Source organism: Rhizobium sp. NLR22b (assembly GCF_019685295.1).
Taxonomy (GTDB): Bacteria; Pseudomonadota; Alphaproteobacteria; order Rhizobiales; family Rhizobiaceae; genus Rhizobium.
Map to the genome: position 1 here is coordinate 135,621 of NZ_JABDWM010000012.1, position 24,278 is coordinate 159,898.

Sequence of the window (24,278 nt, forward strand, 5' to 3'; positions counted from 1 at the left end):
GGGGAAATCCCCGCCGTCAATGCTATTCCGAAAAGACCTGATTACGCCATGGCCTTCTGCAGGTTCTGGTCGATCTTGTCGAGGAAGGCGGTGGTCGAGAGCCACGGCTGGTCGGGGCCGATGAGCAGCGCCAGGTCCTTGGTCATGAAGCCGGATTCGACGGTATCGACGCAGACCTTTTCCAGCGTCGAGGCGAACTTGGCGAGTTCGGCATTGTCGTCGAGCTTGGCGCGGTGCGCGAGGCCGCGGGTCCAGGCGAAGATCGAGGCGATCGAGTTCGTCGAGGTTTCCTGGCCCTTCTGGTGCTGGCGGTAATGGCGGGTCACCGTGCCGTGAGCGGCTTCGGCTTCAACCGTCTTGCCGTCGGGCGTCAGCAGAACCGAGGTCATCAGGCCGAGCGAGCCGAAGCCCTGCGCAACCGTGTCGGACTGGACGTCGCCGTCATAGTTTTTGCAGGCCCAGACGTAGCCGCCAGACCACTTCAGGGCCGAAGCGACCATGTCGTCGATCAGGCGGTGTTCATAGGTGATGCCGACTTCCTTGAACTGGTCCTTGAATTCGGTCTCGTAGACTTCTTCGAAAATGTCCTTGAAGCGGCCGTCATAGGCCTTGAGGATGGTGTTCTTGGTCGACAGGTAGACCGGCCACTTGCGCATCAGGCCGTACATCATCGAAGCGCGGGCGAATTCGCGGATCGATTCATCGAGGTTGTACATGGCCATGGCAACGCCGGCGCCCGGAGCGTTAAAGACTTCCTTCTCGATGACCGTGCCGTCTTCGCCGACGAACTTGATCGTCAGCTTGCCCTTGCCGGGGAATTTGAAGTCGGTGGCGCGATACTGGTCGCCGAAAGCGTGACGGCCGACGACGATCGGCTGGGTCCAGCCGGGAACCAGGCGCGGCACGTTGCGGCAGATGATCGGCTCGCGGAAGATGACGCCGCCGAGGATGTTGCGGATCGTGCCGTTCGGGCTCTTCCACATTTCCTTGAGGTTGAATTCCTTGACGCGGGCTTCATCGGGCGTGATGGTCGCGCACTTGATGCCGACGCCGTACTTTTTAATGGCGTTGGCGGCGTCGACGGTGACCTGGTCGTTGGTGGCGTCGCGGTTTTCGACCGAGAGGTCGTAGTAGTCGATGTCGAGGTCGAGATACGGATGGATCAGCTTATCCTTGATGAGCTGCCAGATGATGCGCGTCATTTCATCGCCGTCGAGATCGGCGACGGGATTGGCGACCTTGATCTTCTTCATGTATCTGCCTCGTTAAGCTTGGAATGGGGCGGTTGCCCCGGCTGGGTGATGTAATCCGGAGCGCTATAGCATTGTGAGCCGGGAACGCAAAGCTGCAACGGGCAGGGACATGACGTTTTTGCCGCCATTGCCAAGGGCCGGAAAATGGCTAACCTCCGCGGCATAAGCCCGACCGAGTCCCGGACATTTTGCCATGAAGAAGATCGCCGTTCTGTTCGCCGGCCTCGTTGTCGCCGTGTCTGTTGCACCTGGCCTTTTGCTTGCGGCCGATGCGACTGAGCCGGTCAAGGAAATCATGAAGGACACGCAGACAAACTGGGCGAGCGATGTCAGCGACTGGATCGATATTTTCGAGGAAAGCGTGCTCGGCCGGCTCTACAGCAAGGACTTCGGCGACAAATACAAGGCAGCCGCCCAGAACCCGGCGGCCGACGAGGATGGCATTTCGCCCTTCGACTATGACGTCATCGTCAACGGCCAAGATGCCTGTCCGCTGCAGGACCTTTCCATCGAACGCGGTCAGCCGGCAAACGGCACGACAGAGGTGACGGTGAAATTCAAGGCGGCGACCTGCATGGAAGGCGCACCTAACAAGGATGACTTCACGACTGTGCGTTTCGAGGTCATTGAGGAGAACGGCAAATCCGTCATCGACGACATCATGATTCAGGGTGAAGAGGGGCAGGGGCCGACCTCGCTCAAGGAAACTATGGTGCTGATCGCCAAGGGCGAGTAAGCGCGACATTCGATCGGCATTGGGTGTCAGCGGTTTGATTTCCGCTCCGGCGGCGGTATCTATCGATGCTTCATGGCATGAGGGGCTCATGCATTTGTTTTCCCGTTTTCAGTTCCGCGACTGGCTGCATGCCAATGATCCGGCGCTTTCGCGCCTGCGCATGGCCTCGCGGGTGACGCTGACCATCGTCCTCGTGTTCCTGACCCTGCTCGCATCGGCGGGCCGCGTGTTCGGGCCGCGCGGATTTGCGATCGGCATGTTCGCCTTCACCTCCTATTTCATGGGGGCCTATTTCCAGCCGCCGCTTGCCGAACTGCCCGAGGTGACGATCGGGCCGGTCGTCTCCGTGCTTGTCGGCCATGTGGTAAGGGTGGTGCTTCTACCTGATGACTGGCGGCGCGATCTGCTGCGCTCGCTCGAAAGTGTCAGCGGGCGGATCAATCAGATCCTCTTCAAGCTCGCTGCCCTTGCCGCCAGTGGCGACATCGGCGATGCCGATCGGCAGGAACTGCGCCAGCTGGAAGACCGGCTGAAGGAAGTGGTGCTGATGGCCGAGACCTTCATCCCGCGCCCATCAGCGGGCGTCTTCGACGGCGCTTCCGATCCCGCTGCGGAGCTGGCGATCCGGCTCTTCGACGCGCATCTTGCCGCCGAAAGCGCTATCGTGCTGAGCTTCCAGAGTCTGAGGCGGCGGAACTCAAAAGATATGAGGGAATGGCCGAGGCCATCAAGGATCAGCCGCAGGGCGAAACCGTACGGGCGCTGCTCTGGCTGGGCGAAGCGCGGCGGCAACTGGTCGAGGCGATCAACAAGGGACGGGCATCCGGTTTCTCCGGCATTGATGCGGCCAAGGATATCGCGCAAGTTCAGGCGATCGATTTTTCGCTGGCCAATCCGCTGTTGCGTTCAGCGCTGCAGATCACGCTCGCCTCGGCGATCGCCATGGGCTTTGGTTTGCTCTTGTCGCGCGAGCGCTGGTTTTGGGCGGTGCTTGCCTCTTTCCTTGTCTTTACCAACACCAATTCGCGCGGCGATACAGCCATGAAAGCGTTATCGCGTTCGCTCGGCACGGTGTTCGGCATCGCCATGGGCCTCCTCCTGGCGACGTTGATTTCGGGCGTGCCCGGTGTCGCTATTCCGGTCATGGCCATAGGCATCTTTCTCGCCTTCTATTTCCTGCAGGTTTCCTACGCGACGATGACCTTCTTCGTTTCGATCGTGCTCTGTCTGGTCTACGGCATGACCGGCGTATTGACGCTCGATCTGCTCAAACTGCGCATCGGGGAGACGATGATCGGCGCGGCGGCCGGAACGGCAGTCGCTTTCGTCGTTTTCCCGGCGCGCACGCGTGGCGCGCTCGATACGGCGCTCGCCCGTTGGTTCCAGGCGCTGCGCGAGCTGCTAGGCGCAATCGGCGCGGGCAAGAGCGGTTTCGAGTTGATCGAATTGTCGCAGAAGATCGACGCCTGCTATCGCGACGTGACGGTGGCGGCTCGCCCGCTTGGCTCCTCCTGGTCGGTGGTGACGCGGCCCGGCCAGATCCGCCAGACATTGGCGATCTTTCTTTCCTGCACCTATTGGGCGCGCATCCTGGCGAGGAGCTACGAAGCACCGCCTGCCGACAATGATCAGAAGAGGCTGATCGCGGCGGATCTCGCGTTGATCGCTGACGCGGCGCCGCGCGGCTCTGCTTGTTTCTTCGTCAGGCGCAAGGCGTCGCGAACGACAGGGCGGCATTTGCCAGTGTCGCGAGAAGGCGCCCGGGTGGGGCTCGAGATGATCGGTTCGGCGCTGGAAAGGCTCTATCCGCAGGCAGACACCTTGCCGTTTGCGTCGGGCGAGGCTATTGCGCGCTCGAAACAGGGATAAGACTATGGCAGGCACGAACAGCGAGCGTCAACTTGTGGCCGAAGGGCCGGCCATCATTCTGGTCGAGCCCCAGATGGGCGAGAATATCGGCATGGTGGCACGCGCCATGGCGAATTTCGGCCTGGCCGAACTGCGTCTCGTCAATCCGCGCGACGGCTGGCCGAACGAGAAAGCGCAGGCGACCGCCTCCAAGGCCGATCACGTGATCGAAGCGACGAAGGTCTACGCCACGCTGGAGCAGGCAATCGCCGATCTCAATTTCGTCTATGCAACGACGGCGCGCAGCCGCGACAACTATAAGCCGGTGCGCTCCCCGGTCTTTGCCGCGCAAACGCTGCGCACAAAGTTCCGGGCAGGCGAGGCAACGGGCATTCTCTTCGGTCGTGAGCGCTGGGGTCTGACCAATGAGGAAGTGGCGCTGGCTGACGAGATCGTGACCTTCCCGGTCAATCCCGCCTTCGCGTCGCTGAATATTGCTCAGGCCGTGCTTCTGATGTCCTATGAATGGATGAAGTCCGGCATGGAAGATCTGGAAGCCGTGCCGTTCCAGGCGCTCGGGCAGCGGCCTTCCACAAAGGAGCAGCTCTTCGGCCTGTTCGACCAGCTGGAAGAAGCGCTCGATTCGCGCAACTATTTCCATCCGCCCTCGAAAAAGCCGAAAATGGTGGACAACCTTCGCGCTGTTCTCTCCCGCCGGGCCTTCACGGAACAGGAAATCAGCGTGCTGCGCGGCGTCATCTCCTCCCTCGATCGCTTTTCGCGAAACAGTCCGCGCAAAGGCGGTTTCACCAGATCCGGCAAGGAAGCGCCAACCGATGACAGCGCCGACCAATGAGCTGAAACCCGTCCTCATCTTTGATTCAGGCATAGGCGGGCTGACCGTGCTGCGCGAGGTGCGTGTGCTAATGCCGGAACGCGGCTTCATCTATGTCGCTGATGATGCGGGCTTTCCCTATGGGGGGTGGGAAGAGCAGGCGCTGAAAGAGCGCATCATCGGGCTCTTCGGCAAGCTGCTTCAGGAGCACGATCCAGAAGTCTGTATCATCGCCTGCAACACCGCCTTCACGCTCGTTGGCGCCGACCTGCGGGCCGCCTTTCCCCAGATGACCTTCGTCGGCACAGTGCCGGCGATCAAGCCGGCGGCGGAGCGGACGCGCTCAGGTTTGGTTTCGGTGCTGGCGACGCCGGGGACGGTCAAGCGCGCCTATACGCGCGACCTCATCCAGTCCTTCGCGCAGCAATGCCACGTGCGGCTTGTCGGCTCGGAAAACCTTGCGCGCATGGCCGAAGCCTATATTCGTGGTGACGCCGTCTCCGACGAGGCGGTGCTTGCCGAGATCGACCAGTGCTTCGTCGAGAAGGGCGGCCAGAAGACAGATATCGTGGTGCTTGCCTGCACACACTATCCTTTCATGGCCAATCTTTTCCGCCGCCTTGCGCCCTGGCCGGTCGACTGGCTCGATCCAGCCGAGGCAATCGCGCGGCGCGCCCGCACGCTGGTGCCGCTGGTTGCCGATGCAGTGCATCCTGATAATTTCGACTTTGCAGTCTTCATGTCAGGCAATCCCGATTTTGCGACGCGGCGGCTGATGCAGGGATTCGGCTTGAGGGCATGAGCGGAATTGTCCTGTGGGTTGGCGAAATCCGGCCCTGAAAAACTGTCCATTCTTTGATAGACGGAGCGTTGCCGTTTCGGAAGAATGGCGCTTCATTCATGTGAGTCTCTTCGCCGCGAGGATCAGCATTGCAGGTTGGCATCGATATGGGATTGGCGTCCGGCGCTCCGGCGACACTTGATATCGAGGAGTTGCTGGCGACCCGTCTGCTCGTGCAAGGCAATTCCGGCTCCGGCAAATCGCATCTCCTGCGCCGCCTGCTCGAGCAGTCCGCCCAATGGGTGCAACAGGTCATCATCGATCCCGAAGGTGATTTCGTCACCCTTAGCGACAGGTTCGGCCATGTGGTCGTCGACGGCGAGCGCACCGAGGCGGAACTGGCAGGCATCGCCAACCGCATCCGCCAGCATCGAGTTTCCTGCGTTCTGACGCTCGAGGGCCTCGATATCGAGCAGCAGATGCGCGCGGCTGCCGCCTTTCTCAACGGCATGTTCGATGCCGATCGCGAATATTGGTATCCTGTCCTCGTGGTCGTCGACGAGGCGCAGATGTTTGCGCCGTCGGTCGGCGGAGACGTTTCGGAGGATGCGCGCAAGATGTCGCTCGGCGCGATGACCAACCTGATGTGCCGCGGCCGCAAGCGCGGGCTTGCCGGGGTGATCGCAACGCAGCGGCTCGCGAAGCTCGCCAAGAACGTCGCGGCCGAAGCCTCGAACTTCCTGATGGGCCGCACCTTCCTCGATATCGACATGGCGCGCGCCGCCGACCTGCTCGGCATGGATCGGCGCCAGGCGGAAATGTTCCGCGATCTGAAGCGCGGCAATTTCGTCGCTCTCGGGCCGGCCCTGTCGCGCCGGCCGCTGCCGATCCAGATCGGCGCGGTGGAGACCTCGGCGCGCTCATCGAGCCCGAAGCTGATGCCGCTGCCGGATGCGCCGCAGGATGTCGAGGACCTGATCTTCACGCCCGACCCGGAAGAGTTTCAGCGCCCGCTCGTGCGCCGCGCACCGCCGGCGCCGAGACCGACGACCGATATCCTGGCCGAACTCTCGCGCTCAGCGCCAGCCACATCCCCAGCGCCGGTGGAGACGAGGGCGAGCCAGGCGGAGATCTCCGCCGAGGAACGGGAGGAGCGCCTTGCCGGTGTGCTTGCCGAAATACTCGACGATCCCGCATCCGCCTTCCGCACCGATTCCGTGCTCTATCAGGACTTTCTTGTCCGGCTGCGCATGCGCCGCGTGCCGGGGCCGCCGATCGCGCTGCCGGATTTCCGCCGGCGCGTGGCGATCTCGCGCTCTGGCGTCGATGCGGCAACAGCGGCAAGCGATGAGTGGGCGACGGCGCTGTCGCTGTCGGCGGGCGTCACCGACGATTTGCAGGGTGTCTTCCTGATGCTGGCCAAGGCCGCCGTCCGCGCTGAGGCGTGCCCGTCGGATGCGCGCATTGCCCGCGCCTATGGCACACATTCGGCGCGGCGCGCGCGGCGCCTGCTCGGCTATTTCGAGGAGCAGGGTATCGTCGTCGTGCATACGGATTTCTCCGGCAAGCGCATTGTGGCGTTTCCCGACATGAATTGTCAGACGGCTCCAGGCGACGCCAACGCGCCGGATACGGGCGATCAGCCTCTGGCTGCGGAATAGTGGCGTTTTCGGGCTTTGGCTCAGTTGACATTTTCATAGCAGGCCTCTAAAGACCGCGCCAAGCACCGGGCAGCAATGTCCGGTGTTTCATTTGACATGTCCCGTGGATCGTTCCTGTTCGCGTAACCGGAACATCCTGTCAGGCCTCGGCAGAGGTCAGAGGAGGGCGTGTTTCCTTCGCACGGTTTGGCAACAAGCCGCCATAAACATTTGAAAGGAAATACGATGAGCAAGCGCGAATCGTCCAAATACAAAATTGACCGCCGTATGGGCGAAAACATCTGGGGTCGTCCGAAGTCCCCGGTGAACCGCCGCGAATACGGCCCGGGCCAGCACGGCCAGCGCCGCAAGGGTAAGCTGTCGGACTTCGGTGTGCAGCTGCGCGCCAAGCAGAAGCTCAAGGGTTACTACGGTGACCTGCGCGAGAAGCAGTTCCGCGCGATCTTCGCAGAAGCCGCCCGCCGCAAGGGCGACACCTCGGAAAACCTGATCGGTCTGCTGGAATCGCGCCTCGACGCGATCGTCTATCGCGCCAAGTTCGTTCCGACGGTCTTTGCTGCCCGTCAGTTCGTCAACCATGGCCACGTCACCGTCAACGGCGTCCGCGTCAACATCGGTTCCTACCGTTGCAAGGCCGGCGACGTCATCGAAGTTCGCGAAAAGTCGAAGCAGCTCGTGACTGTTCTGGAAGCCGTCAGCCTCGCCGAGCGCGACGTTCCCGACTATATCGAAGTCGATCACAACAAGATGGTCGCCACCTACGGCCGCGTTCCGACCCTCAGCGACGTTCCGTTCCCGGTCGTCATGGAACCGCATCTGGTCGTCGAATTCTATTCGCGTTAACAAAAACCAGGCGTTTTCGCATATGGAAAAGCCGCTCTTCCGGGCGGCTTTTTTGTTATTCGGAGAGAAGCGATGGCGGATTTGCAGGCGACCCTCGATAGCATTTACAGCGATATCCTGCCGCGTATCGGCGAGGGCAAGGTCGCCGACTATATTCCCGAGCTTGCCAAGGTGGACCCGCGGCAGTTCGGCATGGCGATCGTCACCGTCGACGGTCAGGTCTTTCGTGTCGGCGATGCGGATATCGCCTTTTCGATCCAGAGCATATCCAAGGTCTTTACGCTGACCTTGGCCCTCGGCAAGGTCGGCGAGGGACTGTGGAAACGCGTCGGACGCGAACCTTCGGGATCGGCCTTCAATTCGATTGTGCAACTCGAACACGAGAGCGGCATTCCCCGCAATCCCTTCATCAATGCCGGCGCGATCGCCGTCACCGACGTTGTCATGGCCGGCCATGCGCCGCGCGAGGCGATCGGCGAGCTGCTGCGTTTCGTGCGTTATCTCGCCGATGACGAGTCGATCACCATCGACGACAGGGTGGCGCGGTCGGAAACGCAGACCGGCTACCGCAATGTTGCGCTTGCCAATTTCATGCGCGCCTATCGCAATCTCGATCATCCCGTCGATCACGTGCTCGGAGTCTATTTCCATCAGTGCGCGCTCGCGATGAGCTGCGAGCAGTTGGCCCGCGCCGGGCTGTTCCTGGCGGCGCGGGGCAGCAATCCGATGACCGGTCATTCCGTGGTCTCGCCGAAGCGGGCGCGGCGCATCAATGCATTGATGCTGACCTGCGGCCATTATGACGGTTCGGGCGACTTTGCCTATCATGTCGGCCTGCCCGGCAAGAGCGGCGTCGGCGGCGGCATTTTTGCGGTAGCGCCCGGCATTGCCTCGATCGCGGTCTGGTCGCCGGGGCTGAACAAGGTTGGCAATTCGCAGCTTGGCGCCGTGGCGCTTGAGATGCTTGCGGCCCGCACCGGCTGGTCGGTTTTCGGCGATTGAGGCTGTGTTGCCGGATGACTTTCTGCTAAGGCAGGCAGACCTTCGATAGGACGGAGCAATGAATATCGCAGCCAACATCGCTGATGATCCGGAAACTGGCGAAATCGACGATGGCGCCGGCCCGGCACTCTTTGCCGATGCGCCACGTTCGGTCTCCTTCAACAAGCTGCGCAAGCGCCTGCTCAGGCAAATACGTGAGGCTTTCGATGACTTTGACATGCTGAAGGGGCAGAAACGCTGGCTGGTCGGCCTTTCCGGCGGCAAGGATTCCTACGGTCTCATGGCGCTGCTGCTCGATCTCAAATGGCGCGGGCTGCTGCCCGTCGAGCTTATCGCCTGCAATCTCGACCAGGGACAGCCGAACTTTCCAAAGCATGTGCTGCCGGATTATCTGACGAAGATCGGCGTCCGGCATCGGATCGAATATCGCGACACCTATTCGATCGTGAAGGAAAAGGTGCCCGAAGGCGCCACCTATTGCTCGCTCTGTTCGCGGCTGCGGCGCGGCAATCTCTACCGGATCGCGCGGGAGGAGGGCTGCGACGCACTGGTGCTCGGCCATCACCGTGAGGATATTCTGGAAACCTTCTTCATGAATTTCTTTCATGGCGGGCGACTTGCCTCCATGCCGGCAAAGCTTCTGAACGACGAGGGCGACCTGATGGTGCTTCGGCCGCTCGCCTATGCCGCCGAGGACGATCTTGCCAGGTTCGCCGTCGCCATGCAGTTCCCGATCATCCCCTGCGATCTCTGCGGCTCCCAGGACGGGTTGCAGCGCAATGCGATGAAGGACATGCTCGCCGATATCGAACGGCGCATGCCTGGACGCAAGGACACGATGCTGCGGGCGCTTTCGCATGTGAACCCGTCGCATCTGCTCGATCCGAAGCTCTTCGACTTTTCCAGCCTTGGCGTCACCGATCCTTCATCAAAGGGCGGCTAAGCAGGCTGGCTCTTTGCATGAAGGACAGCAATTCGCATGACTATTTCAGATCAGGATATTCTCTTTCTCGGCGAATGCGTAAAGGAGGCGGCGCGTGCGGAGATCATGCCGCGTTTTCGCAACCTCGGCGACACGGATGTTTCGGAAAAAACCTCGGCAACCGATCTGGTGACGCAGGCGGATCTGCTTGCCGAACACCGGATCACCGCGGCCCTGAAAGAGCGCTTTTCCTCTGCACTCGTCGTCGGCGAAGAAGCCTATGACGCCGATAAATCGGTGGTGCCGGCGCTTGCCGATGCCGAGCTTGCCTTTGTCATCGATCCTGTCGACGGCACGTTCAATTTTGCCGCCGGACTTCCCGTTTTCGGAACGATGCTTGCGGTTACCGTCAGGGGCGAGACCGTCGCCGGCATCATTCACGATCCCGCTCTCGGCGACACGGTGACGGCGATCAAGGGGGCGGGCGCCTTTCTGACGCGCCAGGACGGGCAATCGAGCAGGTTGACGGTGGCTGAGCCTGCCGCCTTGAACCAGATGGTCGGCGGCATGTCGTGGGGCCATATGGAAGAGCCCGATCGCTCGCGCATCTGCGCCAACATGGCAAAGGCGCGTATGACCTTCGCTTTCAACTGCTCGGCCTATGAATATTGGATGGTCGCGTCTGGCAAGATGCATTTCATCGGGCACGCGAAGCTGATGCCCTGGGATCACCTGGCGGGCGTGCTCGCGCATCAGGAGGCGGGCGGCCACACGGCGAAATTCGATGGCACGCCCTATCGTCCGGGCGAGACGGTCGGCGGCATCATCTCTGCGCCTGACAAGGAAAGCTGGCAGCTGATCAGGCGCGAGATCGTCGGCATCTGATATAAGGCCTCGGCCGAAGTGAGAGGATTTGATATGACAACAAGCGTTGACGTGACCGCTCTTGCCGATCTCTTGCGCCGCGCGGCGAAGGCCGAGATCCTGCCGCGCTTCCGCCGGCTCGGTCGGGATGAAGTGCGCGCCAAGAGCGAGGCAACCGATCTTGTCACCGAGGCCGACGAGCAGGCCGAGCGGATGATCAAAGCGGAAGCGCAACGGCGCTGGCCGGACGCGCTGTTCCTCGGGGAAGAGTCGGTCGCGGCCGATCCGACCCTGCTTGGCAGGCTTGCCGATGCCGATCTCGCGATCGTAGTCGATCCGGTCGACGGAACGTTCAACTTCGCCGCCGGCATCCCGGCCTTCGGCGTCATGGCCTCGGTCATTTCAGGCGGCGAGACCATTGCCGGCATTATCTACGATCCGATGGGCGACGACTGGGTGATGGCGGAGAAGGGCGGTGGTGCCTGGCTGCGCAGGCCGGATGGCGAGGCGCAGCGGCTGCAGGTCGCCGACCCTGTCGCGCTCGACCAGATGGTTGGCATGGCTTCGACCGGCTACCTGCCGGTGGCGAAGCGTGCCGAGGTCCTTGGCAATCTCGCCAAGGTGCGTTTCCTCACCAACTACCGCTGTGCTGCCCACGAATACCGCACCCTTGCCGGCGGGCACGTCCATTACCTGATGTACAACAAGCTGATGCCTTGGGATCATCTTGCCGGCACGCTGATCTCGCAGGAGGCCGGCGCGTATGCCGCCCGCTTCGACGGCTCGCCCTACCTGCCGCAGCATCTCGACGGTGGACTGCTGATTGCGCCCGACAAGGCATCGTGGGATACGCTACGGCGTGAGGTCGTTACCATCTAAATCTATGCGACCGGCCGTCGCAAAGCCGGTCGCAAATGACAATTCAGGCGTAGAATTTTTCCATCAGGAAGTTTTCCAGGCCCTGTCCGCGCTTCTCGACGATTTGCCGGGTTATCACGCGAAATCCTTTGCGTTCAAAGAACGAGCGAGCAGTTCTGCTTGCTTCCGTATGTATTCGGCGAAACCCCAGCCTGAGAGCCTCTTCTTCGACCCGGCCCAATAGGCGGGTTGCTGCGCCGACCCCTTGATAGCCAGGGTGCACGAACATCATGTCGACGCACCCATCGCTGGTGAGATCTGAAAAACCCACAGGGTTTCCGGCGATCTCTGCCATCCAGGCCGGTCTGCTCATCCTTCGCTTTGCCCATAGGCTGCGATCTTCCACCTTCGCCCAAGCTTCGATCTCGGCGGCGGAATAGTCTTTCGACGAGACTTCCCGGATGGAGCGCAGAAAAATCTCGATTGTGGCGTCCACGTCACCCGGCGCATAAGGCCTGATCAGAATTCGCTCGTCCATCAAGACCGCCTTGAATTGATCCGGTTCACCTGCCTCAGAAATGGGCGGCGCCCGGATCGAGCTGCGGACTGTCGCCGGGATGGGTGAAGAGCTTGCCGTTCTCAGCCCACAGCGTGGCTGCGATCGTCACCAGACCGAACAGCGCGAATCCGCCGAAGAGCGGCTGCACCGTGCCGTTGAACATCTGGCCGACCAGGCCGCCGAGAATAGCGCCGAAGGTCGTCGAGACGAAGCCGGTGATGGCGGTCGCCGTGCCGGCGAGATTGCCCATCGGTTCGAGGCTGATGGCGGTGAAATTGGTGGCGATCACCGCAAACATCATCAGAACGATAGTGAAGATGCTATAGGCGGTGGTGAAATCCGGCGTGCCCGCCAAGGCGATGACGAAGCCGAGAGCCGACAGTGCCGTGAAGATCAGCAGGGCGGCATGCGAGATCCGGCGCATGCCGAATTTGCGGACGAAGAAGCCGTTGGCGAAATTGGCGACGGCAATGCCGCCGGCGGTCGCCGCAAAGGCGATCGGCAGCCAGTCACCGAGGCCATAGACCTCGCCGAACACCTGCTGCACGGAAATCACATAGGCGCTGATGACGCCGGTGAACATGGTCAGACCGATCATGTAGCCGCAGGTGATGCGGTTGGTCAGCACGGTCCTGAGGCCGTCCGCGACCGAGCCGACCGACAGCGGCAGGCGTTCTGCCGGAGGAAGCGATTCCTTCAGCCGCAGAAGAGCCCAGACGAACAGGATGCTGGCGACGGCGCCGAGCAGGATGAAGATCCAGTGCCAGTTGGCATAGAGAATGATGAGCTGGCCGACCGAAGGGGCGACGATCGGCACGATCATGAAGACGATCATGACATAGGACATGACGCGGGCCATTTCGCGGCCGCCGAAGCAGTCGCGGACGATGGCCATGGTGGTGATGCGCACGGCCGCGCCGCCCACGCCCTGAACGAAGCGCATGAGGAGCAGCATTTCGAAGCTCGCTGTTGCGGCAGCGGCAAACATCGCGACCACATAGCAGGCGAGGCCACCGAGCAGGATATTGCGGCGGCCGAATGTGTCGGAAAGGCTGCCGAAGAATATCTGCGAGACGCCGAAGCCGAGGAAGAACACGCCGATGATGAGCTGGGCATCGTTGGTGTTGGTAACGCCGAGGGAATGGCCGATATTGGGCAATGCCGGCAGCATGCTGTCGATTGCCATGGCAATGCTGGCGGTCATGATGGCGATGGTGACGACGAATTCGCCGAAGCCCATGCCGATGCGGCGGGAACCCTGGTTTTCCTGGTGCGGTTTATGCGGCGGCGTCATGTGGTGAAATCCTGGATGCGGAAGGGACCGGCCATTCAAACGGCCGGGTTGTGCTGATGGAAGAGGCGGCCCTTTTCAGCAATCAGCACGAAGACGAGCCCGACGATCGATACGGCAAAATAACCGGCCACCATCGGCAGCGCCGTGCCGTCGAAGGCCTGGCCGATGCCGGCGCCGATAAGGGAGCCGCCGACCGTGCTCATGAAGCCGAGAACGGAGGAGGCGGTGCCGGCGACGTGCCCGAGCGGCTCCATGGCAAGCGAATTGAAGTTCGAGCCGATCCAGCCGAACTGGAACATGGCGAGGCCAAAGAAGGAGATAAACAGCGCAAACGGCATCGGCTCGGAGCTTGCCGTCTGGACGATCAGCCAGATGGTGTTGATGGCGATGAAGCCGAGGAGTGAGCCGTGTGACAGGCGGCGCATGCCGAGCTTGCCGACAAAACGGGAATTGAAGAAGGACGACAGCGACATGAAGATCGCCACGCCGGCAAAGGCGAACGGGAAATAGACGCCGAGGAGCCGTAGATGCCGACATAGATCTGCTGGGCGGAGTTGATGAAGCCGAATAGCGCGCCGAAGATGAAGGTGCTGGCGATGGTGTAGCAGAGCGCCACGCGGTTGGTCAGCACCAGCTTGAAGGCGCCGAAGATCGCGCGGGCGGTGAAGGGGCGGACATTCTGCGGATGCAGGGTTTCCGGCAGGCGGACATAGGCCCAGACGCCGATCGCCGTTGCCATTGTTGCGATGAAGAGGAAGATCAGGTGCCAGTTGCCGAAGAACATGACGACCTGGCCGGTACCCGGCGCAATGACCGGCACGATCATGAAGACCATCATGATGAGCGACATGACTTCCGCCATCTGCCGGCCGCCATAGATGTCGCGGACGATGGAGATGGTGATGACGCGGGTGGCGGCCGAGCCGACGCCCTGGATGAAGCGCAGCACCAGCAGCCCGGCGAAGGAGGGAACGAAAACGATTCCGATGGCGGACACGATATAGACGACGAGACCGATCAGCAGCGGTGTGCGACGGCCGAAACGGTCGGAGAGCGGACCGTAGAACAGCTGGGCGCAGCCGAAACCGAGCAGATAGGACGAGACGACGAACTGCCGGTGATTCTCGCTTTCGACGCCGAGGCTCGCGCCGATCTGCTGCAGGGCCGGGAGCATGATGTCGATGGCAAGCGAGTTGATGGCCATCAGGAAGGCGGCAAGCGCGATGAACTCACGCTTGCCCATGGGCAGGCGGCCCGCGGACACGGCTTGTAATGAATCTGTCACAATGAAATTCCCATAAACAGGCCAAGGCGCTGCTCACCGCAGCGCCTCGGACTCGAGAAACAGATTTGGAAACCGGGCGGACGCCCGGTGACCGGTCAGGTCAGGCGGCGCCGCGCACGGTGATGCCATTTTCCTGGAGATGCTGCTGCAGCTCGCCAGCCTGGAACATTTCCCGGACGATGTCGCAGCCACCGACGAACTCGCCCTTTATGTAGAGCTGCGGGATCGTCGGCCAGTTGGAATAATCCTTGATTCCCTGGCGGATTTCCGAATCGGCGAGCACATTGATGCCCTTGTAGTCGACTCCGATGTAATCGAGAATCTGCACGACCTGGCCGGAGAACCCGCACTGCGGAAACTGCGGCGTGCCCTTCATGAAGAGGACGACGTCGTTGCTCTTGATTTCGTTGTCGATGAATTCGTGAATGCCGCTCATGGGACTTGATCCTTTCAACAGGCGAGTTAAAGGCCCGCCGTTTCAATCGTTTCCCTTAGATAGCATGTGACAGCAGGAATTCCAGCCGCCGCAGCCAAAAAAAGACTATCCGGTCAGACCACTTTGCGATTGTTGCCGTCGCGTTACGGTCGGAAGTCTGCTTCGCGCCTCAGACGCCACGCTGACGGCTGCGGCCGGCGGCGGTGCGGCGCTTGCTGACCTGTTTGCGGGCGCGCTTGCGCTTGGCCGTGGCCGTCTTCCGGCCAGCCGTCGTCGTCGCGGCGGGGCGGGCCTTGCGCCTCCTGCGCTTCGTCGTGACGCGACCGGTGGTCTTCTTCAGGATTTCCTTCAGCACGCTGTCGACGACACCCGATATCAGTTCTTTTACAAGATCGGCCACAAAACCCCTCCGTTCGCTTTGAAAAACGACGTGCTCGCTATTGAATTCCGGATGAGTTCGGTTAGCAAGACGGCTTTGAAATCATACCTGCTTTTTCGCTATATCGGCGGCCAGCAGGTGGTTTGCAGCAATATGCCGGCTATTTGCCCGGCCGGAACAGCGGAATGACATTGATAAAGAAGCGGGTCGTCCTGCATTTCCCGGGCTTCGAGCCGCTCGACGGTCTTGCCCATAGGGCGCGGTACGAACGCTCCGCCAGACAGAGTGCGGCCGCCTGGGGCTACTCCGTCGAAACCGGCGCGCCGGAGGCGGGAAGCGATCCTCTCAGCTTCGAGGTCACGACGGGCAGCGCAGGAACGCGCGAAACGGCGTCTGCCGCGGAGACCGGTTCCGCCGGCTGGTGGACGATGAGCCGGATCCACATGGTTGATCACGACATGCTCGTGCGCAGGCTGCGTGGGCGCAACATGCTGAGCCGGATCATTGCAGGCTTTCGGAGCTGCGCCGAGATCATGCTTGAAGGTGGCATGCGGGGATATTTCAGGCATGCGTGGCGTTTCGGCCTGTTCTTCCTCTTTCCGTTCCTGCTGACGGCGCTGGCAATCGCGCTGACCGCCGAGATGGTTATCCTGCCCTTTTGTCTCGGCTTCTCCGCCTGGCACGTGCTCTGGAGCGGGCCACTGGCGCTCTGCTTCTTCATCTTCGCCTTCCTGCCTTTTTCCGAGCGCTTCCATACGCTGCACCTTTTTGCCGATTGGGAAATGGCAGTGGCGCTCGGCCGTATGGATCGGGCCGACTTCAACGACTGGCTGGAAGAGCGGGCGACTGCGGTGCGCAAGTCTCTCGCCGAGGAGGCGGACGAGTACGTGATCTCCTCGCACAGCATGGGATCGAGCGTCGCCGCCCATGTCATCGGCATATTGCTTGAAAGGGAGCCGGAGATTTTCAAGGGCAGGCGCGTCGTGTTTGCCACGCTCGGCAGCGCCATTCTGCAATGCGCCCTGCTGTCATCGGCAACATTGCTTCGCGCCCGCGTCGGCCTGATCGCCCGCTGCCCGGAGATCTCCTGGCTTGACGTTCAATGCCTGACGGATTCGATCAATTTCTACAAGGTGCCGGTCGTTGCCGTCGCAGGCCATGCGGACGCGCCTCCGGCGAAGATCCTTCTTATCCGCGTCAAGCAGATGCTGACGGGCGAGCACTACCGGAAGATCCGCAAGGACCAGCTGCGCGTCCACCGGCAATATGTGCTGGGGCCAGATCTCAAGGCACCCTTTGATTTCACGCTGATGACGTCAGGTCCGATGCCGGCGTCGGTCTTTGCATCTCCGGATCAGAACAAGCTGCCGACTTGAGGGCTGGGTTCCGTCGGCAGCGTAGACTGAGGGGGACGTGGTTGTGTTGAATTGCTCCGTGAAGGAGCTCGACCCATTTCCGCATGCCGCCATCATGGGAGATTCTCTTCACCGTCGCCGGCCATGTGAACGTCTCCCGCAGCAGTTTCGTCCAGACGCCGTACGAAGTCCGCAAAGAAGGCCGAGGCATAAATGGATCTTCGGTGCACGGCGATCGTCTGGGGAATTTCGGAGAACGCTCCCTCCACCAGTCGGAAGCCGGAAATCCGCTCCGACGTCCGAACGAGGAATTCGGTCAATCCCGCAGCCGCGTCGCATTGCGACCCGACAAGGAGATCGATGGCAGCTGCCGGGCTGTCAGTAAGCGAGACAGTGGCTTCTTCAAGGATACGTTCGAGCTGCTTCGTATAGGCGGCGCTTCTTGCGGAGGCTATCCGCACTCCTTCAGCATCAACGTCTCCGACCGTTCGAAACGCTGAGTCCTCCGGCACCAAATAGGTCGCTCTGACCGAGATGTAGGGAGGTGAAAAGGAAAACCGGTCGGCTCTCGAGGGATCCGAGGCAATGAAAGCAATGTCCCACTCGCCGCGATCCGCAGCCGCGAGGATGTCGGCGGCCGAACCGTACTGGATCAGCGACACTCTGCGATCCAGCTGTTCGGCAATTTGGTGGCCGATCCGAGCGCTTGGACCGACCAAGGCGCCGGCCTGATCGTCCCAATGGACCAATGCTGCATTCGACATGTTGACGGCGGCCCGGATTACGCCCGCGGGCGCTATCTCGGACAGAACCTTCTTCCGCGTCGACATCGGCGCGAACTCCCTAAGATGCAAACCGAGATGCGAGCGCTTCCGATCCTCTCGCAAGGAGGGCGACGTCTACGCCAACGGCGGTGAACAACGTCCCGAGCGAAATGCAACGGGCTGCGAACGACTCGTCCGGCGTGAGGATGCCTGCCGGCTTTCCAAGAATTTTCAGACGTCCGATCGCGTCCTCGATCGCCGCGATCACCTCGGGATGCCCCGGTTGGCCGGGATGGCCGAAGCTAGCCGCCAGGTCGGCGGGGCCGATGAAGATGCCGTCGACGCCTTCGGTCGCTGCGATGGCCTCCAGCCGACCGAGTGCCTCTCGGGTCTCGATCTGCAGAAGCAGGCAGATCTCCTGTTCGGCAATCCGCGCGTAGTTCGGCACGCGCCCGAAGCGGGTGGCGCGCGTCAAGGCGGAGACCCCGCGAACCCCGTGCGGCGGATACCGTATGGCGGCGACCGCCGCCTTCGCTTCCTCTTCGTTCTGCACATAGGGAACGAGGAGCGTCTGGACGCCGATATCCAGAAAGCGCTTGATCAGCACCGGATCGTTGAATGCCGGGCGTACGACCGGGGAAACGTCGTAAGGCGCGACCGCCTGCAATTGCGGCAGGACGGTGAGGACGTCGCTTGGAGAGTGCTCGGTATCGAACAGCACCCAATCGAAGCCTGACGGCGCGACGATTTCTGCCGCGTAGCTTCCGGGAAGGCCGCACCAGAGACCGATCTGGCTTTCACCGGCTCTCAGTTTCCGCTTGAAGTGATTGACGGGAAGTTCCATCGGCGCCTCACACGAACGAGACGCCGATGGAGCCGACCGGACCGTAGTCGGCCTGGATGACATCGCCCTTGACGATGTCCACGGGGCGGGTGAACGAGCCGGCAAGCACGATCTGGCCCTTCTTCAAGCCGCCTCCGACGGCATGGAGTTTGTTCACGAGCCAGGCGACACCCGCGGCCGGATGCCCCATTATAGCTGCGGAAACACCAGATTCCTCGATGATGCCGTTTTTCGAAAGCGTCGCGCCGACCCAGCGGATGTCGATATCCATCGGCCGGATGATGCGGCCGCCCACGACGATCGCTCCGAACGCGGCGTTGTCGGCGATCGTATCGGTGATCGCTCTGGGCACCTCGGTTCGGTAGTCGATGATCTCAAGCGCGGGAACGACAAATTCAGTCGCGCGCATGACATCATAGATCCGAGCGCTCGGTCCTTCGAGATCCTCTCCCATTACGAAGGCGAGCTCGACTTCCAAGCGAGGCTTGATAAACAGCTCCGCCCTGATCTGCGCGCCGTCGTTATAGAGGGCGTCGTCGAGAATGACGCCGTAGTCGGGCTCGGTCATTTTCGAGGCCATCTGCATCGCCCGAGATGTCAGCCCGATTTTATGACCCGCGATCCGCGCGCCCTTTGCAATCCGTGCCTGCGCCCAAAGCGCCTGGATCTTATATGCGTCTTCAAGTTCGAGATCCGGGTATGTCTTACTTGGCTGGACGATGGGTCTGCGGTCAGTTTCTGCCCTCAGCAGCGCGTCGGCTGCGGCCTGGCGTTCCTTTTCGGTGATCATTATTTAGCTCTGCTGGTTGCTTACTTGATCGGGGGACGCGGCAGGATGGCCTCGCCCGGCTCCATGACGTAGGTGTAGTCGAGCGAGAACCACGGGCCAGTGACGTCCGCGTTGGACGGGTGCGGCTCGTCATGACGGACAAAGTCGCCTGTCAAAGCCGCGGTGACGCCGAACTGCACATCGGAATCAATGTTCGGATCGCTCGGGTCGAAGACCTGGGAGATGAGAGTTTTGTATCCCTCTTTGAAGATCAGGGCGTGCAGATGCGCAGGTCGGTAAGGGTGGCGGCCTTGCACTTGGAGAAGCCGACCTACGACCCCGTCGACAGGGATGGGATAGCCCACCATCTTGACCGTTCTAAACCAGAACCGACCCTCGTCGTCCGTGGTGAACTTGCCGCGCAGGTTCATTTCCGCCTGATCAGGATCCTGGTTCTCGTAAAGGCCGACAGGAGAGGCGTGCCATACGTCGATTTCGGCGCCCGGGATGGGCTTGCCACCCCGATCAACCACCTTCGCGCGGACGAACAAGGGTGTTCCCGGCGTTTCCGACCGGATGATGGTTCCGCCGTTTTCGACCCGCGGAGAGTTGAGCCGCCAGAACGGCCCGAGTAGCGACTGTGAAGTCTCGGTTTGCCCGTTGTCGCCGTTGTTGAGCAGGCACACAAGCGAGGAGACGCCAAGCGATCCGGCCATGAGCACGAATTCGTTGTGGCTGTCGGTCTGCAGCCGGCCGATTTCGTTGAGGATGGCGGTCGCTTCGCGAAACTCGACTTCCGACAGCCTGACTTCCCGCACGAATGCGTGGAGATGCTTCACCATTGCGACGAGTATGTCCCGCAACCGTGGATCTTCGGTGCGGTTCATCACGGCGAGGACGGCCGGCGTCAACTCGCTTTCCGTTCTGATTGTCATAAGGCTACCTCCCAATGAGGTTCGACTATCAAAATAATCGATTATCTGTCAAGCTGTAACTGTACATTCCATCCTGACGGCTAATGTAAATACGCCTGAATATGGCAATAAACCTCTGAAATATCATGATTAAAATGGCGTTCTAAAGGCGCGGCCACGGAAGCTCAATGCTTTTCGGTGCGTCCGGGTTGACACGAATAATCGTTTATTGTACCGATAATCGAAACTTGCGCTGGATTGCTGGGAGGAAGAATGGACACGGCCGACGACAGCTCTCTTGGGCCGTTGACAGAAGATGTGCCGTCAATCGGCTTTCTCGACGATGGCAAGAACACCATCGGCAGCCAACTCGCATCGCGCCTTCGGGAGGCGATTATCTCCGGTGAGCTGGAAGCGGGAAGCAAGATCAATCTCGACAAGGCGCGGAAGACTTTCAACGTCAGCCTAAGCCCGTTGCGGGAGGGCTTAGCCCGGCTCATTTCAGACGGCCTGGTCGAGTTTCAGGACAACAGAGGCTATCGCGTCGCGCCAATCTCGCTGGCTAATCTCGAAGAGGTCACGAGCCTGCGCGAGGAGCTCGAGGTTTTCGCGCTGCGTGAATCCATGCGTCTTGGCGACGTCGAATGGGAGGGCAACATCATGCGTGCGCTTCATCGTCTTAACCGCACGGAGCGCGACGCCGCGCGTCCCGAAACGCTAGAGCACTGGGAAGCGCTTCATCGCGAATTCCACCTCACCTTGATCTCTGGCTGTGGCAAACCTCTGCTATTTCACTTCTGCAGTCTTCTGCTGAATCTCAATGACCGATATCGCCGCGTTTTCCTGATCCGTACATCGGGAGACCGCAATGTAGGGCAGGAGCACAGCGAGATTGCCCAGGGAGCGGTCGCGCGTGATGTCGACTATGCCTGTGAGAAGCTCCGCCAGCACATCCATCGCACCGGCACCAATCTCCGCAACCATCTCGCGACGAAAGGGATCGCATGATGGCCGCCGCGACATCGAAATCGGCGCCCCTGATTGGCGTTGCGCATTTCTCATCGATATTGCTGCCTCCCGTGCAATTTGCGAAGGTCGCCGCCCGCGCAGGGTTCTCCAGGATCGGGCTCAGGCTGAATCCGGCGTTCCCTGGTGCGCCTTACTACGAGCTGCCTGTCGGTGGTTCGGCTGCAGGCGATCTGAAATCCGTGCTTGCCGGCGAAGGCGTCGAGGTTTTCGATATCGAATTCTTCGTAATCGACCCCTCATTCAAGGCCTCGTCGGTCGAGGCCACCATCGCTGCGGCTGCAAACATTGGAGCGCGCCGTCTCAGTGTCTGCGGCGACGATGCTGACCAAGCCAGATTGGTATCGAACTTCTCGGATTTCTGCGGCCTCGCGGGCCAGTACGGCTTAGCTGTCGACATCGAGAACATGGGTTGGCGGGTGATTAAAACCTTTCAGGACAGCGTCAATCTTGCGAAGGCGAGCGGTGCCCGCAATGCCGGTGTCCTCGTCGACGGAGTCCATTTCTTCAGGAATGGCGGCACACTCGCCTCGCTCCGAACCGAGATCGGCTGGGTAAAGCACGTTCAGTTGTGCGATGTCGCTGGACCGGCGCCGGTGACAGCAGAGGAGATGGTCGCTGAAGCTAGAGGTGGGCGGCTCGCACCGGGGGAGGGCGAATTGCCGTTGAAGGAACTCGTCGCAACGGTCGGTAGCTCCGCGGCGATCTCGGTGGAAGTCCCACTCGCAGGGTCTGTCCCGCCTGAGACGCATTTGAAACATCTGTACGACAACGCCGAAGGATTATTCGGGCCGGATCGCTGATCCGGCGCCGGCGAGGCGTGAGCCGCGTCGGAGGGAGGAAGTCAACATATGGGTTATACGTTCGATTTTGGTGCGGTCTTCGACCGCGCCCCGGAATTGCTGTGGGGTTCGCTTGGAACGCTCGGTCTGGCGGTTGTCGGAATGATCCTTGCGCTCGCGATCGGTATTGTCGGCGTCGCTGCGAGAACGTCCAAGAACAAACTCGTTCGGGCTCCGGTGATTGCCTTTGTCGAGATTGTCCGAAACACACCGTTTCTGGTGCAGATATTCTTCATCTACTTCGCGCTTCCGCTCATGGGTATCCGTCTCAACCCCACCGCTACCGCCATCATCGCGCTGGGGATCAACGGGGGCGCCTATGCGATTGAGATCATACGAGGCGGCGTGGAAAGCGTGAGCAAGGGGCAGGTCGAGGCGGGCTTTGCGTTAGGCCTGCATAAAACCGATGTGTTCCGGCTGATCGTTCTGAAGCCGGCTCTCCGGGCGATCTATCCGTCCCTGACCAGCCAGTTCGTGATGCTGACCTTGACGACTTCGGTCTGCACTTCGATCGCCGCCTACGAGCTGACCTCGGCGGCGCAGCGAATCGAATCCGACACTTTCCGGAGTTTCGAGGTCTATTTCAGCGTGACCGCAATCTATCTGCTCATCTCGAGCCTGATGATGGGCATCTTCGCCCTTATCTCCCGTTCCTACTTCAACTACCCGACCCGATAGGAGGCGTTCATGGGTCCCATCGGTGAAAACGAGCTGTTCTTTCTCTTGCAGGGTCTGAAGTGGACTGTGCTGCTGGCCATCATCGGGTTTGTCGGAGGAGGTGTATTTGGAATCCTGATCGCTCTGGTGCGCACGTCGCAGAACCCTGTCGCACGCTACGCATCGTCGGGCTACATAGCGCTCTTCCAGGGCACGCCGCTCCTGATGCAGCTCTTCGTCGTCTACTACGGCGTCGCGCTATTGGGCGTCGACGTCAATGCATGGATCGCTGTGGCCATCGCGTTCACCCTCCATGCAAGCGCCTTCCTTGGCGAGATCTGGCGCGGCTCGATCGAGGCCGTTCCGAAGGGCCAGACCGAAGCCGCGAACGCACTGGGGCTGCATTACGTCTCCCGGATGAAGGACATTGTCCTGCCGCAGGCGCTGAAGATTTCGATGCCTGCAACCATCGGATTTCTCGTTCAGCTGATCAAGGGCACATCGCTCGCAGCAATCGTCGGCTTTATCGAGCTTACCCGTGCCGGACAGATCATTTCAAACCAGACCTACCGTCCACTGCTCGTCTTTGGAATCGTCGGAATGGTCTACTTCATTATTTGTTGGCCTCTTTCCCACATCGGGAGCGGCCTCGAAAAACGGATGGCGAAAGCTGCCCGGTAACCTTGCTTCGCCCGAAGCAAGACCACAGAGGAGGAGAACGTAATGCATAGCAATCGCAGACAATTTCTTGGAATGGCCCTGGCTACGGCCGCCTTCGTCACGGTGGGCGCAGCTGCGGCTTCCGCGGCGACCGTCGAGGAGATAAAGGCCAAGGGCACGATCGTCGTCGGCATTCAGGGCGACAACGCACCATGGGGCTTCGTCAACACGAGCGGCAAGCAGGACGGGTTCGATGCCGATGTCGCGACACTTTTCGCCAGGGAACTCGGAGTTAAAGTCCAGTTCCAACCGCTTGCCGTCGCCAACCGCATTCCGGCCCTGACCACCGGCAAGGTCGACATCCTGTTCGCCACGATGGCAATGACGGAAGAGCGCGCCAAATCGATCCAGTACAGCAAGCCATACGCGGCGAACACGATCTCGCTTTATGCGGCAAAGGCCGACACCGCGAAAACGCCTGCCGATGTTGCTGGGTGGGAAATCGGCGTGCCGAAGTCCAGCTCGCAGGACAAGGCCATTACCGACGCTGTGGGATCGACGGCGACCGTCCGCCGCTTCGACGACGACGCTTCAACCATTCAGGCGCTGGTCTCCGGACAGGTCAAGGCCGTCGGAGGCAACATGTTCTACGGACAGCGGCTGGATGCCGCCAGCCCAGGCACCTACGAGCGGAAGATCGACTTCCTGACGACTTACAATGGCGTCGGAACGCGACTGGGCGAGAAGGACTGGAACGAGGCCGTCAATGCCTTCCTCGACAAGATCAAGGCTAATGGCGAACTTGCAGCCATCACCAAGAAGTGGATGAAGATCGATCTGCCGACGTTCCCGGAATCCATTCCCAACATCCCGTTCACCGTCAAGTAAAGC

24 protein-coding genes and 2 pseudogenes are annotated in these 24,278 nt (G+C 60.9%); 16 read left to right on the top strand and 10 right to left on the bottom strand.

Annotation, left to right across the window (positions count from 1 at the left end; translation table 11 throughout):
• Window positions 1-41: 41 nt before the first annotated feature.
• Entirely contained in the window at window positions 42-1,253 is a 1,212-nt protein-coding gene (locus HJC00_RS20040) for an NADP-dependent isocitrate dehydrogenase (protein WP_088674229.1), read from the bottom strand.
• Between the two features lie 193 nt (window positions 1,254-1,446).
• Here HJC00_RS20040 and HJC00_RS20045 point away from each other — a divergent pair, with 193 nt between their 5' ends.
• The 10 genes and pseudogenes from HJC00_RS20045 to HJC00_RS20090 all read left to right on the top strand — a co-directional run bounded on the left by HJC00_RS20045 (window position 1,447) and on the right by HJC00_RS20090 (window position 11,624).
• Window positions 1,447-1,989 carry a hypothetical protein gene (locus HJC00_RS20045; RefSeq protein ID WP_221123380.1) on the top strand — a complete coding sequence of 181 codons (543 nt, stop codon included), beginning with the start codon at window positions 1,447-1,449 and terminating at the stop codon, window positions 1,987-1,989.
• Between the two features lie 88 nt (window positions 1,990-2,077).
• Window positions 2,078-3,858, top strand: a pseudogene (locus tag HJC00_RS20050) (FUSC family protein).
• Between the two features lie 4 nt (window positions 3,859-3,862).
• Complete coding sequence (locus HJC00_RS20055) at window positions 3,863-4,693, top strand: RNA methyltransferase (RefSeq protein WP_210631131.1); 831 nt, start codon at window positions 3,863-3,865, stop codon at window positions 4,691-4,693.
• The gene (murI, locus tag HJC00_RS20060) at window positions 4,674-5,474 is read left to right on the top strand and encodes a glutamate racemase (RefSeq protein WP_210631132.1); all 801 of its coding nucleotides are present in this window, start codon (window positions 4,674-4,676) and stop codon (window positions 5,472-5,474) included. The genes HJC00_RS20055 and murI overlap by 20 nt, the downstream gene beginning before the upstream one ends.
• Window positions 5,475-5,602: 128 nt before the next feature.
• A complete protein-coding gene (locus tag HJC00_RS20065; protein ID WP_221123378.1) occupies window positions 5,603-7,114 on the top strand; it encodes an ATP-binding protein in 1,512 nt (503 codons plus the stop codon).
• A gap of 225 nt (window positions 7,115-7,339) precedes the next feature.
• Window positions 7,340-7,957, top strand: a complete 618-nt coding sequence (rpsD, locus tag HJC00_RS20070; RefSeq protein WP_064685423.1) for a 30S ribosomal protein S4 — start codon at window positions 7,340-7,342, stop codon at window positions 7,955-7,957.
• A gap of 72 nt (window positions 7,958-8,029) precedes the next feature.
• Window positions 8,030-8,959 carry a glutaminase gene (locus tag HJC00_RS20075; RefSeq protein WP_210631134.1) on the top strand — a complete coding sequence of 310 codons (930 nt, stop codon included), beginning with the start codon at window positions 8,030-8,032 and terminating at the stop codon, window positions 8,957-8,959.
• A 58-nt stretch (window positions 8,960-9,017) separates the two neighbouring features.
• Window positions 9,018-9,902 (top strand): tRNA 2-thiocytidine(32) synthetase TtcA, encoded by an 885-nt coding sequence (gene ttcA / locus HJC00_RS20080; protein WP_210631135.1) that lies wholly within the window; start codon window positions 9,018-9,020, stop codon window positions 9,900-9,902.
• A 36-nt stretch (window positions 9,903-9,938) separates the two neighbouring features.
• Window positions 9,939-10,766 (top strand): inositol monophosphatase family protein, encoded by an 828-nt coding sequence (locus HJC00_RS20085; protein WP_210631136.1) that lies wholly within the window; start codon window positions 9,939-9,941, stop codon window positions 10,764-10,766.
• A 33-nt stretch (window positions 10,767-10,799) separates the two neighbouring features.
• The gene (locus HJC00_RS20090) at window positions 10,800-11,624 is read left to right on the top strand and encodes an inositol monophosphatase family protein (RefSeq protein WP_221123377.1); all 825 of its coding nucleotides are present in this window, start codon (window positions 10,800-10,802) and stop codon (window positions 11,622-11,624) included.
• 43 nt (window positions 11,625-11,667) lie between these two features.
• Here HJC00_RS20090 and HJC00_RS20095 read toward each other — a convergent pair whose 3' ends face one another.
• From HJC00_RS20095 to HJC00_RS20115, 5 genes and pseudogenes are all read right to left on the bottom strand, one after another.
• Entirely contained in the window at window positions 11,668-12,141 is a 474-nt protein-coding gene (locus HJC00_RS20095) for a GNAT family N-acetyltransferase (RefSeq protein WP_221147626.1), read from the bottom strand.
• A gap of 34 nt (window positions 12,142-12,175) precedes the next feature.
• Complete coding sequence (locus HJC00_RS20100; RefSeq protein WP_210631139.1) at window positions 12,176-13,456, bottom strand: multidrug effflux MFS transporter; 1,281 nt, start codon at window positions 13,454-13,456, stop codon at window positions 12,176-12,178.
• Window positions 13,457-13,491: 35 nt separating this feature from the next.
• Window positions 13,492-14,699, bottom strand: a pseudogene (locus HJC00_RS20105) (multidrug effflux MFS transporter).
• A 142-nt stretch (window positions 14,700-14,841) separates the two neighbouring features.
• A complete protein-coding gene (gene grxD, locus HJC00_RS20110; RefSeq protein ID WP_210631140.1) occupies window positions 14,842-15,177 on the bottom strand; it encodes a Grx4 family monothiol glutaredoxin in 336 nt (111 codons plus the stop codon).
• 169 nt (window positions 15,178-15,346) lie between these two features.
• The gene (locus HJC00_RS20115; protein WP_210631141.1) at window positions 15,347-15,577 is read right to left on the bottom strand and encodes a hypothetical protein; all 231 of its coding nucleotides are present in this window, start codon (window positions 15,575-15,577) and stop codon (window positions 15,347-15,349) included.
• A 164-nt stretch (window positions 15,578-15,741) separates the two neighbouring features.
• On the opposite strand from HJC00_RS20115, the gene HJC00_RS20120 reads away from it, so the two are divergent.
• On the top strand, window positions 15,742-16,932 hold the full coding sequence (locus HJC00_RS20120; RefSeq protein WP_210631142.1) for a hypothetical protein: 1,191 nt from the start codon (window positions 15,742-15,744) through the stop codon (window positions 16,930-16,932).
• A gap of 92 nt (window positions 16,933-17,024) precedes the next feature.
• Here the strand turns inward: HJC00_RS20120 and HJC00_RS20125 are convergent, their stop codons facing one another.
• From HJC00_RS20125 to HJC00_RS20140, 4 genes are read right to left on the bottom strand one after another with little or no spacing between them, the layout of a single operon-like run.
• Window positions 17,025-17,741, bottom strand: a complete 717-nt coding sequence (locus HJC00_RS20125) for a transporter substrate-binding domain-containing protein (RefSeq protein ID WP_221147629.1) — start codon at window positions 17,739-17,741, stop codon at window positions 17,025-17,027.
• A gap of 13 nt (window positions 17,742-17,754) precedes the next feature.
• Window positions 17,755-18,519 carry a 4-hydroxy-2-oxoheptanedioate aldolase gene (hpaI, locus tag HJC00_RS20130; RefSeq protein ID WP_210631144.1) on the bottom strand — a complete coding sequence of 255 codons (765 nt, stop codon included), beginning with the start codon at window positions 18,517-18,519 and terminating at the stop codon, window positions 17,755-17,757.
• Window positions 18,520-18,526: 7 nt separating this feature from the next.
• Complete coding sequence (gene hpaH / locus HJC00_RS20135; protein ID WP_210631145.1) at window positions 18,527-19,309, bottom strand: 2-oxo-hept-4-ene-1,7-dioate hydratase; 783 nt, start codon at window positions 19,307-19,309, stop codon at window positions 18,527-18,529.
• A 20-nt stretch (window positions 19,310-19,329) separates the two neighbouring features.
• Window positions 19,330-20,223 (bottom strand): dioxygenase, encoded by an 894-nt coding sequence (locus HJC00_RS20140; protein ID WP_221164526.1) that lies wholly within the window; start codon window positions 20,221-20,223, stop codon window positions 19,330-19,332.
• Window positions 20,224-20,475: 252 nt separating this feature from the next.
• Between HJC00_RS20140 and HJC00_RS20145 the strand changes: the two genes are divergently transcribed.
• Genes HJC00_RS20145 through HJC00_RS20165 form a run of 5 tightly spaced genes read left to right on the top strand, consistent with a single transcriptional unit; the run spans window position 20,476 to window position 24,275 of the window.
• Complete coding sequence (locus HJC00_RS20145) at window positions 20,476-21,210, top strand: GntR family transcriptional regulator (RefSeq protein ID WP_210631147.1); 735 nt, start codon at window positions 20,476-20,478, stop codon at window positions 21,208-21,210.
• Window positions 21,210-22,031 carry a sugar phosphate isomerase/epimerase gene (locus tag HJC00_RS20150; protein WP_221164539.1) on the top strand — a complete coding sequence of 274 codons (822 nt, stop codon included), beginning with the start codon at window positions 21,210-21,212 and terminating at the stop codon, window positions 22,029-22,031. Before HJC00_RS20145 ends, HJC00_RS20150 begins: the two co-directional genes overlap by 1 nt.
• A gap of 48 nt (window positions 22,032-22,079) precedes the next feature.
• Window positions 22,080-22,748: an amino acid ABC transporter permease gene (locus tag HJC00_RS20155; RefSeq protein ID WP_210631149.1), complete on the top strand. Its 669-nt coding sequence runs from the start codon at window positions 22,080-22,082 to the stop codon at window positions 22,746-22,748.
• Window positions 22,749-22,757: 9 nt separating this feature from the next.
• The gene (locus HJC00_RS20160) at window positions 22,758-23,408 is read left to right on the top strand and encodes an amino acid ABC transporter permease (protein WP_221164527.1); all 651 of its coding nucleotides are present in this window, start codon (window positions 22,758-22,760) and stop codon (window positions 23,406-23,408) included.
• A gap of 42 nt (window positions 23,409-23,450) precedes the next feature.
• On the top strand, window positions 23,451-24,275 hold the full coding sequence (locus HJC00_RS20165) for a transporter substrate-binding domain-containing protein (RefSeq protein ID WP_210631151.1): 825 nt from the start codon (window positions 23,451-23,453) through the stop codon (window positions 24,273-24,275).
• Window positions 24,276-24,278 lie beyond the last annotated feature (3 nt).

Excerpts from the sequence above, each read along its gene's own strand:
- HJC00_RS20090 (WP_221123377.1), top strand. The coding sequence starts at position 10,800 with ATGACAACAAGCGTTGACGTGACCGCTCTTGCCGATCTCTTGCGCCGC.
- HJC00_RS20120 (WP_210631142.1), top strand. The coding sequence starts at position 15,742 with ATGACATTGATAAAGAAGCGGGTCGTCCTGCATTTCCCGGGCTTCGAG.
- rpsD (WP_064685423.1), top strand. The coding sequence starts at position 7,340 with ATGAGCAAGCGCGAATCGTCCAAATACAAAATTGACCGCCGTATGGGC.
- HJC00_RS20075 (WP_210631134.1), top strand. The coding sequence starts at position 8,030 with ATGGCGGATTTGCAGGCGACCCTCGATAGCATTTACAGCGATATCCTG.
- grxD (WP_210631140.1), bottom strand. The coding sequence starts at position 15,177 with ATGAGCGGCATTCACGAATTCATCGACAACGAAATCAAGAGCAACGAC.
- HJC00_RS20155 (WP_210631149.1), top strand. The coding sequence starts at position 22,080 with ATGGGTTATACGTTCGATTTTGGTGCGGTCTTCGACCGCGCCCCGGAA.
- HJC00_RS20140 (WP_221164526.1), bottom strand. The coding sequence starts at position 20,223 with ATGACAATCAGAACGGAAAGCGAGTTGACGCCGGCCGTCCTCGCCGTG.
- HJC00_RS20145 (WP_210631147.1), top strand. The coding sequence starts at position 20,476 with ATGGACACGGCCGACGACAGCTCTCTTGGGCCGTTGACAGAAGATGTG.
- HJC00_RS20160 (WP_221164527.1), top strand. The coding sequence starts at position 22,758 with ATGGGTCCCATCGGTGAAAACGAGCTGTTCTTTCTCTTGCAGGGTCTG.
- HJC00_RS20095 (WP_221147626.1), bottom strand. The coding sequence starts at position 12,141 with ATGGACGAGCGAATTCTGATCAGGCCTTATGCGCCGGGTGACGTGGAC.
- murI (WP_210631132.1), top strand. The coding sequence starts at position 4,674 with ATGACAGCGCCGACCAATGAGCTGAAACCCGTCCTCATCTTTGATTCA.
- HJC00_RS20040 (WP_088674229.1), bottom strand. The coding sequence starts at position 1,253 with ATGAAGAAGATCAAGGTCGCCAATCCCGTCGCCGATCTCGACGGCGAT.
- hpaI (WP_210631144.1), bottom strand. The coding sequence starts at position 18,519 with ATGGAACTTCCCGTCAATCACTTCAAGCGGAAACTGAGAGCCGGTGAA.
- HJC00_RS20125 (WP_221147629.1), bottom strand. The coding sequence starts at position 17,741 with ATGTCGACGCGGAAGAAGGTTCTGTCCGAGATAGCGCCCGCGGGCGTA.
- hpaH (WP_210631145.1), bottom strand. The coding sequence starts at position 19,309 with ATGATCACCGAAAAGGAACGCCAGGCCGCAGCCGACGCGCTGCTGAGG.
- ttcA (WP_210631135.1), top strand. The coding sequence starts at position 9,018 with ATGAATATCGCAGCCAACATCGCTGATGATCCGGAAACTGGCGAAATC.
- HJC00_RS20165 (WP_210631151.1), top strand. The coding sequence starts at position 23,451 with ATGCATAGCAATCGCAGACAATTTCTTGGAATGGCCCTGGCTACGGCC.
- HJC00_RS20150 (WP_221164539.1), top strand. The coding sequence starts at position 21,210 with ATGGCCGCCGCGACATCGAAATCGGCGCCCCTGATTGGCGTTGCGCAT.
- HJC00_RS20055 (WP_210631131.1), top strand. The coding sequence starts at position 3,863 with ATGGCAGGCACGAACAGCGAGCGTCAACTTGTGGCCGAAGGGCCGGCC.
- HJC00_RS20045 (WP_221123380.1), top strand. The coding sequence starts at position 1,447 with ATGAAGAAGATCGCCGTTCTGTTCGCCGGCCTCGTTGTCGCCGTGTCT.
- HJC00_RS20085 (WP_210631136.1), top strand. The coding sequence starts at position 9,939 with ATGACTATTTCAGATCAGGATATTCTCTTTCTCGGCGAATGCGTAAAG.
- HJC00_RS20100 (WP_210631139.1), bottom strand. The coding sequence starts at position 13,456 with ATGACGCCGCCGCATAAACCGCACCAGGAAAACCAGGGTTCCCGCCGC.